General features: G+C 72.1%; 4 protein-coding genes. 1 reads left to right on the top strand and 3 read right to left on the bottom strand.

Annotated features, from left to right (window positions below):
- Positions 1–168: 168 nt before the first annotated feature.
- From VFF46_RS32880 to VFF46_RS32870, 3 genes are all read right to left on the bottom strand, one after another.
- Positions 169–1,392, bottom strand: a complete 1,224-nt coding sequence (locus VFF46_RS32880; protein WP_325041137.1) for a hypothetical protein — start codon at positions 1,390–1,392, stop codon at positions 169–171.
- A 206-nt stretch (positions 1,393–1,598) separates the two neighbouring features.
- On the bottom strand, positions 1,599–2,546 hold the full coding sequence (locus VFF46_RS32875; protein ID WP_325041136.1) for a dihydrodipicolinate synthase family protein: 948 nt from the start codon (positions 2,544–2,546) through the stop codon (positions 1,599–1,601).
- Between the two features lie 9 nt (positions 2,547–2,555).
- Positions 2,556–3,674: a mandelate racemase/muconate lactonizing enzyme family protein gene (locus tag VFF46_RS32870; protein ID WP_325041135.1), complete on the bottom strand. Its 1,119-nt coding sequence runs from the start codon at positions 3,672–3,674 to the stop codon at positions 2,556–2,558.
- 91 nt (positions 3,675–3,765) lie between these two features.
- Between VFF46_RS32870 and VFF46_RS32865 the strand changes: the two genes are divergently transcribed.
- On the top strand, positions 3,766–4,068 hold a 303-nt coding region (locus VFF46_RS32865), incomplete at its 3' end, for an LLM class flavin-dependent oxidoreductase (protein WP_325041134.1).

The raw sequence follows: 4,068 nt of genomic DNA, 5'->3' as shown, positions 1-4,068 counted from the left end.
GCCGACGAGACCGTTCCGTACGAGCACGCCGAGCGGCTCCACCACGCGCTGCTCGCCGTCGGCGCCCGGTCGCGATTGCTGCCGATCGTTGGCGGCGACCACGATCTCCGCGATCACCGGTACGCCGTCGCGAACGAGGCCGCGCGGTTCTTCCGGGAGGCTCTGTAGCTACAGGCGGATCAGGTAGATGGTGGGTGGGCGGCCGGTGCGGCCGTGTTGTTGGGTGCCGGTGGGGGCGGCGAGGCCGGCTCGTTCGAGGCGTTTGAGAACTCGGCGGGCGGTGCGGAGCTGGACGGCCAGGTGGTCGGCGACGTCTTGGGTGGTGAGGCCGTCGGGCAGGGTGGCGGTGAGTTCTTGCATGCGGACCAGGGTTTGGGTGTTGAGGCCGACCCGGCGGGCGAGCAGCGGGAGGCTCTCGGTGCCGCGGACGCTCGTCGGCTGGTCGCCGGTGGGTTCGATGACGATCTCGACGTCGTCGGACATCGACACCACGCCGGCGACGGTGCCGATCGACGCGGCCCGGCTGACCGCGCGGCGGGCCAGGGCCTCGGCCTCCGCGGCGGTGCGTCCGATGCCGAACCCGACGTACGCCGTGCTGTGCCGCGCGGCCAGGTGATCCAGCAGCGGCATCTTCGAGAACTGCTCGGTCGCCTGCTCGAGCAGACCGCGCGTGGTGACGACCAGGTGCCGCCCGTCGGGGAGCGCGGCGAGGCTGCCACCGAGCGTGATCAGGTCGGCGGCGAGCGCGTCGTCCGGCTCCGGGAGGTCGATGACGCCGAGCGCGACCTGCGCGTCGCCGACGTGCTGCCCGGTGGTCGTCAGCACCAGCGCCTGCAACGTGGAGCGGATCGAGTACCGCGACGGGGCGAGCCGGACCGACGGCATCTCGTTCTCGATCAGGTGGAACGCGGACCCCAGGCAGCTGATCGCGACCTTCGTGTCGTGTTTCTCCCGTGCGGTCCGGTGGAACGAGACGATGTCGTCCGACGTCAGCCCGGGCCGGTACGGCAGCACGTGGATCCGGTCCGTCGGCAGCTTCGCCTCGATCAGCGTCTCCAGTACTTCGGAACGCCGGAGCGTGTCGATCGAGAACTGCGTGACGTTGTGCCCGAGCCGCAGCAGCTCGACGAGCGCCCGCAGCAGCGTCGCGCCGTCGTACGAGACGTACATCGCGGGCCGGTCGATCACCCCGGCCTCGGTGGCGATCGTGTACGGGACGACGCCGGTGAACAGGAACGCGGCCACCTGGGAGTCCGCCTGCTGGACGAGCTCGACGGCCTCGGTCTCGTGCCGGTACGGCAGCGGCACCAGCGTCGTACCGCTCGGCGCCCCGACCGCCATCACCCGCTGGACCAGATCCTCGGGGCCGACCACGCCGACCGCAAGCGCCATCAGTTCACCTCCGACGACTTCTGGTCCGGCCCTCAAGTCCCCTCGAAACGCAGAATAGCGCAGCCGGGCCTGAGATCTTGACGTCCGGGCCGTACTCTCCTAGTTTCGGTCAAGACCACAATTACCGCCACCCCCTGAGGCGGGTCCAGGGCGGCGTCGGTGTGGTGGAGCGAAGGAGGGAGCGCGCCACCCCACTGCCACCCGAACTACCGCAGCTCCTCCAGGCAGCGGATCACCAGGTCGCGCTCGCCCGGCGGCAGCTCCGGGCCGTACGGATCGTGCGCGGCCGCGGCCGGTACCAGCCCCTCCCACTCGGCCGCCCAGAGCATCCGCTGCACGTACCCCTCGATCGGCGCGTAGAACGTCGCCGCCGCGAACCGGTCCAGCCGCTCCGACGCGGCCAGGAACTCCGCGGGCGCACCGGCCGTCCAGGCCCGCAGTACGGCGGCCGACAACTCGACCTGCGCCGACGCGATCCCGACCAGCGCGGTGTCGGCGCCCCACATGAACGACGGCCCGTACATCCGGTCCTCGCCGGTGATCAGCAGCTTGCCCGTGCCGCGGCCGGCCCAGATCGCGTCCTGGCACCCGATCGCCCGGTCCAGCGTCGCGGTCTTCACGCCGAGCATCGCGTCCAGCGACAGCAGATCCCGGATCAACGCCGGGGAGTACGGGTACCCGCCGGCCTCGCCGTGCAGGTAGAACCCGACCAGCGGCAGCCCGCTCTCCGCCGCCACCCGCTCGTGCAACGCCACGGCCTGCGCGTGCCCGTCCGGCACCTCGTTGAACCCCGCCAACGGGTACACCATCACCGCGTCGGCCCCGCCCGCCGCCGCGGCCCGCGCCATCTCGACGGTCGCGTCCGCCGCTTCCTGCAAGGTCCGCGCCGCGACGGACTTCGGTACGCCGACCCCCGCCACGATCGGTACGTCGGTCGCCGCGCGCCAGGTCTCGAGCACCTTCGCCCGGTCGCCCGGCGACAGGTACAGCCCGCGGCCGGTGTGCGCCCAGACCGCCACGCCGCCGATCGCGTGCCTCGTCAGCGTCACGGCGTACGCGGACAACGCGTCGTACGCGACCACGCCGTCGGGATCCATCGGGGTGACGACCGCGGGGAGCAGCGTGCCGCGGAGCCGTTCTACCAGCGGATGCATGGTGACCTCTCAGACGTCGTGCCCGAGACCAGGGCGGGTGGGTACGTCGATCCAGCCGTCGCAATCGGCGAACACGGTCGGGGCCAGCGGGTCCTCGTCGACCATCAGCGGGCCCACCAGATCGGCCGCGACGGTGGCGCCCGGCACGGCGGCGGCCAGGTGGACGGCGGCCAGCGTGGCCACGCCCAGCTCCGGCATCGAGCCTACCTTCACCGCCAGCCCGGCGGCCTCGGCGACCGCGGCGATCTGCAGCGCGCGGTGCAGGCCGCCGACCTTGAGGATCTTGATGTTCAGTACGTCGGCGGCGCCGCGCCGGGCGATTTCCAGCGCGTCGTGCAGCGAGTGCATGCTCTCGTCGACCATCACCCGGACGTCGAGGCGGTCCCGGAGCCGGACCAGCCCGGCCAGGTCCCAGCGCGGCAGCGGCTGCTCGAGCAGGGTGAGGCCGGCGGCGCTCATCTTCGCGAGGTACGGCAGCGCCGTGGTGGCGTCGTACCCCTCGTTGGCGTCCAGGCAGAGCTCGGCGTCGGCGGGGATCGCGGCGCGGACCGCGCGGATCAGTTCGAGGTCCTTCGCGGGGTCGTGCCCGCCCTTGACCTTCAGGTGCCGGAACCCGCGGCCGGCGTACTCCGCGGCCTCGGCGGCCATCTCGTCGAGTGTGCCGAGCCCGACCACCCAGGTGGTCTGCACGCGCGTGCGGTAGCTGCCGCCGAGCAGCACGTGCACCGGCCAGCCGCTGAGACGGCCCGCCAGGTCGAAGAGCGCGATGTCGAGGCCGGCCTTGGCGACCTGCTGGCCACGCAGTACGCCGTCCATCAGCACGTGGATGCCCGCACGGTCCAGCGGGTCGCGGCCGATCAGCGCCGGGGCGAGGTGCTCCTCGATGGCGGCCTGGACGCCGGCCAGCGTCTCACCGGTGTACGCCGTCATCGGGGACGTCTCGCCGATCCCGACGGCGCCGTCCGCGGTGTGCACCTCGACGACCAGGCTGATCAGCTCGTTGCTGATGCCGCTGCTGATCTGGAACGGCCGCCGGTACGGCGCGCTCACCACCCGGGTCTTGATCGCACTGATCGGCGCGGCGGTTCCCCCGTCCGGCGCCCGGGCCGGCTCTGCTGCAAGACTCATGACCGGCTCCTAGCGTTCTGGGCGGAAAGCATTTACGGTCAAGACCGTAAATACCCCGAGCGCTCCCTGTCAACGGAAGGTGGCACCCACGATGCGGCTGGGTCTCTATCTGAACCTCTACGGCACCCCCGGCGAGCGCCCGCAACTCGCGGACGCGGTCGAGCAGGCGCGGCTGGCCGAGCAGGCCGGGTTCGCGTGGGTGGTGCTCGGCGAGCGGCACCTGCACCGGCCCGGGTACCACGAGATCCTCACGTCGATGACCTGGCTGGCCGCGCACACCTCGCGGATCGGGATCGCGACGGCCGGGATCGTCGCGCCGCTGTACGACCCCGTCGTACTGGCCGAGACGCTCGCGCACATCGACGTACTGTCGGGCGGCCGGCTGACGGCCGGG

Origin of the sequence: Kribbella sp. (assembly GCF_035655035.1) — a bacterium.
Classification (GTDB): Bacteria; Actinomycetota; Actinomycetes; order Propionibacteriales; family Kribbellaceae; genus Kribbella.
The sequence above is the reverse complement of the archived record's forward strand: the minus strand, read 5'-3'. Positions and strand labels throughout refer to the sequence as shown.